We start from the raw sequence: 4855 nt of genomic DNA, 5'->3' as shown, positions 1-4855 counted from the left end.
CGGCTTCACAGCCTCTTCGACCACCTCGCATGTCATCCGGGGATCAGATCTCGTGGGTAAAGTCGCGATCGTCACCGGCGGCTATTCTGGCCTTGGCCGAGAGACCGCGCGGGCGCTGCTCTCCGCAGGAGCCCGCGTCATCGTCCCGGCACGTGACGTCGAACGGGCGAAACTGGCGCTTGATGGTCTGAGCAGTGTTGAAATTGAGCCTATGGATCTTCTCGATCCGGCTTCCATCGATGCATTTGCCGCTCGTTTCCTCTCAGCCGGTCTTCCCCTTGACATGCTGGTCAACAGCGCCGGCATCATGGCGCTACCTGACCTCACGCTCGATGCACGGGGCTATGAGCTGCAATTCGCGACCAATCATCTCGGTCACTTCCAGCTCACGGCCCGTCTCTGGCCTGCCCTGAAGCAGACGGCCGGTGCCCGCGTCATCTCCGTGTCGTCCATGGGACACCGTTTCTCGCCGCTCGTCTTCGATGACATCAATTTCCGTGACCGTCCTTACGATCCCTGGGCCGCTTACGCGCAATCCAAGACGGCAAATATCCTGTTCGCTGTGGAACTCGATGCTCGTGGCAAGACCGATGATGTCCGGGCTTTTTCGCTCCATCCGGGAGGAATACCGGGGACAGGCCTCGAAAAGCATGTTCCGGTCGAAGCATTAAAGGCTGTGGGCGTGATTGATGAACATGGCAATCCCAACATTGATCCCGCGCGGGATGTCAAATCCGTTCCAATGGGGGGTGCGACGCAGGTCTGGTGCGCGACCAGTTCCCGCCTTGCCGAAATGGGAGGCGTATTCTGCGTTGACTGCGATATCGCACCGTTGATGAAGGAACAGTCAGATCAGTTTTCGATTTCCGAAAATCACACTGAAGGACGCGACAAGGGCGTTGCCCCCTATGCGATTGATCCTGCTGCGGCCGCCCAGCTCTGGTCCCTTAGCGAACAGATGACGAGTGTGAAGTTCCTTGCCTGAGCCGGTTCTTCTTCTGCGCGTCAATTATTGCTTCACGATAGGAAAAAATCATGTCCAAGACTATTCTGATCACAGGGTGCTCTTCCGGCTTTGGAAAAGCCGCGGCTCACCTGTTCGCGGAACGCGGCTGGAATGTGGTGGCAACCATGCGCCATCCGGAAGCGGGGAAGGAACTGGCAGAACTGTCCAATGTCCTCGTCAATCGCCTGGATGTTCAGGATCACGCAAGCATCGTTGCGTCGATTGCCGAGGGTATCGGCCGCTTTGGAGGGATCGACGCCATCGTGAACAATGCTGGCTTCGGTGTTTATAATATTTTCGAGGCGGTCCCGCTGGAAAAAATGCGGGAACAGTTCGACGTGAATGTCTTCGGGCCAATGGAAGTTATCCGGGCGATCCTTCCGCATTTCCGGGAAAAGAAGGCGGGCATGATCGTCAACATTTCATCTGGGATGGGGATATTCGGCCTGCCGACCGGATCGCCTTATAACGCCTCCAAATTCGCACTTGAGGGCTTCTCCGAAGCCATTCAGTATGAACTGGCTGCTGTAGGCGTCACCGTCAAGATCGTTGAACCAGGTGCGGTCCCCGCGACGAATTTCCCCGCCCGGAGCGCCGCAGAAACAGGCTTCACTCCGGTTCCGGAAGATTACGCGGCTTTTTGCAAGGCAACAGCCGATCTGTTCTCTGGCTTTATCAAGGGAGCGGACAAGGATGCGGTTACCAAGGTTACGGAAACCATCTTCACTGCCGTAACCGACGGGACAGATCAACTCCGCTACCTGCCAACGGACGACATCAAACCGCTTGTTACCGCGCGCTGGGAAAAGGGAGAAACCGAATATATGGCAATGATGCGTAATACTTTTATGCCAAAGGGCATATAAATTACCGCTCATTAAAGAGTAGGTAAAAAAACGCACCGAACGAACAAGTCGAGAACGAGCAATTCGCAAAACTTCGTTTTTTGGGGCGGTTATCAAATCCGGCCGTTTCGCCAGAATTGCGTAGTCCTGGCGATTGCAGGTCTCGACTTTCAGGCGGGTAATCGGCCAACCTTGAGAAGAGGTAGGGGGTGACATGGCTCGGACGCGGCCCTAACGCGATCCGAGCTACGGAACCCCGCGTGTGACGAGCGGCGTTAATTGATTGCCGATTGACGCCGCACTGGTACTCAATTTTCGGCTTTACCATTACAAAAGAAGGTTCTCGCATCTCAGACAGGTAGCTATGCGGGGAGATGAGAATGTCTGCTTTCAATAAAATAGACACTCACAAATATAAATAAAAATCATTTTTGAAGGCTTTTAATTGTATATAACTTCTTTTTTTCGATGTATTTTCTTAAGAAGAAATTTCTTATACTTTTTCTTTCAGAAAAAGCTTTTTTCGGATAAAATAGTTCTAAACGTTTTTTAATATGTGGGTTTGTTACATATTTTAAAAGCCTAAAGTATATAACTATATCATATAAGTCTTTCGAAAAAGGAGCTAGTGCGTTTATAGCTATAATACTACACTCTGGAGAAGACATTTGCCCTCGAATTAAATTTCCATATTCTTCTTTTTCTCTATTTGATAGATATTTTTCATTCATTATTTTTTCTAAAATATAGTATAGAGTTCTAAAATAAGCACCATTTTTATATTCATTATTTCTATGAAATGCATCTATGTATATGGAAACTATTTCCCGAGTATCTAATTTTTCTTTTTTCTTCTCTTTTTGGACTATTTTTACTGATATATAATGCTCCAAAAGCCTAAGAGCTTCTTTTCCTTGAGATATTGATATGTTATTTTTTCGTTTTGATGTTATGATGGGGATTTCACCAAAAAAATATTTCTTCTCTCTATATAGCAAAGAAATAGGATTTACGCATATTTTAAATATTTTTTTCCCAAAAACGCTATATTCTACAACAACGTCATCCTTTTTTTGTTTTTCAATAAAAGATGTTATGCTTTTATTGAGATCTGGATCGTTATTTGGAAAAGAAAAAGTTATTTCCTTCCTAAGTTCATTTATCACACTTATTTGTTTAAATATCAAAGACTCTATATTTTGTTTGTTTGTATTCTTTTTGTCGTTTTTAAAAGATATATATTGCAAAATAATTGTTATAACAATTCCCATAAAGCCTAATGCTGTTAGAAGCGCATTGAACGCTCCAAATGTATCCCCCCACGCTCCAAATATAGAATAGTCGTCAAACTTAGATGTCGATTTTGTAATATAGTTGTAGATTAGGCTTTCATCTGCCCCCCAAAAAAGCCATACGCAACATATCAGAACAAAAAGAATTGTTGAAATTATAAAAACAACAAGAGATAAAATTATACTCTTTATTTTATCGAATAAGCATATGATCTTATAAATCATAAAAATAAACTCCCTTGAAAAATACTATATTACAATTAAATTGCCAGTGAAAATACCTTATATCAACCAAAACAAATCATGAAAATCGGAATTATTTATGTCTGCTTTCCGAAGGTTATTGAGAGGCCCGAATGTCTAATATGAGGCGGCTGCTGCCTGTCTGCTCCCCCATCACTAAGCAGACAGGCAAATCAGGGGGGGTAAGCGATCAGCCTGATTTGGAGCGCTCAGACGACATTTTTTCCGTTCGTCCAACTGCGTGTGACAGCCGCTATGCGCCCATTCCGGGTGCCCAGAACCAATTTGCGGTGGCTCAAAAGCGGACATTAAAGTGAGATACAGAAGGCAACTAACCCGGATAACCCTGAAGGTTAGTTACCTCCAAGAACGAGCAGTGAGGTACGCTCTGCGGCCCCCTCACTCCCAATATTGTGACGAGCCATTTGGTCAAAATATACAGCGCAAATGGCAGGAAACGCGTTTGGTACGATACGATAACTTTCTATTGAAATATCTTCGACCAACGTCCTGTTTAGGGCGGCCATTAATTCCGACGGATCATCACAGTCAACATCGTCAGCTGATGCAAAAATATATTCTTCATATTCACTATGTGTCATTGCCGTATCGCCATTAAGGGCTCGAAAAATCAATTCAAGAGCAAGGCCCGAGCCGCCGGGAGGAAGTCCGTCAATTGAACGGCGGGCTTCTCGAAGTAGAAAATCGCGTGAGCACAATCTCCTAGTCACGGCCACATCTAGTTCGGCATCGCTCATTGAAAAGAAACCGAAAGCGGACTCAGGTAAAATTACCTTTAAGCCCTCATAATCTACGAAGCTGTTAATGAGCGTGCGCAGATGATCGCGATGAGCAACAGCGTCGGCGCACAGCACCAAATACAGTTGATTGACTTTCGCCTCCTGGCGGGCCTGTGTGTATTGGCTACGAATATTAGAAATGAAGTTAGGAGAACGCCCTTTTTCCCAGTCGACTATCTCTTTTTCACTTTTGATCTGCAGACCTAAGCGAACTAAGCCTTCATCCGTTTGCATCTTAACAATCACATCGACGCCTTTGTCCTGAAAGCCTTGGATGTCATGTACGTCAATACGGTGCTTTTCATACGTATTAAGAACTCGCAAAATTCGATCCCGAAATCCAGGGCAGAGATCCTTGTTATGGCGATAACGCTCAAACTTCCATGTTTGATCCTCGCCGACAGATTCGCCGGCCAACAAATCCGAAACGAGTGCAAGTGGACCAATTTCCTCAGTAATAAACATACTTCGTCTCCTGCTGCGTCGATATAATTATTTGATTATCATGAATGTAGTATAGTTTTAATAAGCCCTTCAAGAGTCTCATTCACAAGCGCAAGGACGGCAATCGAGCCTAGAGATTGTCCACTTATGCCAGCTTCGACCTGAAACTTGCCTATCTGCTGCTGGCCCAATTTGACCATTCAATGTCGTGCAGGTTGCATCCGC

At 46.0% G+C, this 4855-nt stretch carries 4 protein-coding genes; 2 read left to right on the top strand and 2 right to left on the bottom strand.

All coding sequences use genetic code 11. The features are described 5' to 3' along the window. Positions 1-985: SDR family NAD(P)-dependent oxidoreductase (locus tag AC1RQ9_RS18505; protein WP_485988066.1), on the top strand; the 985-nt coding region annotated here is incomplete at its 5' end. Positions 986-1035: 50 nt separating this feature from the next. Continuing rightward, the gene (locus tag AC1RQ9_RS18500; RefSeq protein ID WP_485988064.1) at positions 1036-1872 is read left to right on the top strand and encodes an SDR family oxidoreductase; all 837 of its coding nucleotides are present in this window, start codon (positions 1036-1038) and stop codon (positions 1870-1872) included. A gap of 404 nt (positions 1873-2276) precedes the next feature. Here AC1RQ9_RS18500 and AC1RQ9_RS18495 read toward each other — a convergent pair whose 3' ends face one another. Continuing rightward, on the bottom strand, positions 2277-3368 hold the full coding sequence (locus tag AC1RQ9_RS18495) for a putative phage abortive infection protein (protein ID WP_485988063.1): 1092 nt from the start codon (positions 3366-3368) through the stop codon (positions 2277-2279). A 371-nt stretch (positions 3369-3739) separates the two neighbouring features. Continuing rightward, complete coding sequence (locus AC1RQ9_RS18490; RefSeq protein ID WP_485988062.1) at positions 3740-4651, bottom strand: hypothetical protein; 912 nt, start codon at positions 4649-4651, stop codon at positions 3740-3742. Positions 4652-4855 lie beyond the last annotated feature (204 nt).

This window comes from Komagataeibacter ossonobensis, assembly GCF_057359305.1.
The sequence above is the reverse complement of the archived record's forward strand: the minus strand, read 5'-3'. Positions and strand labels throughout refer to the sequence as shown.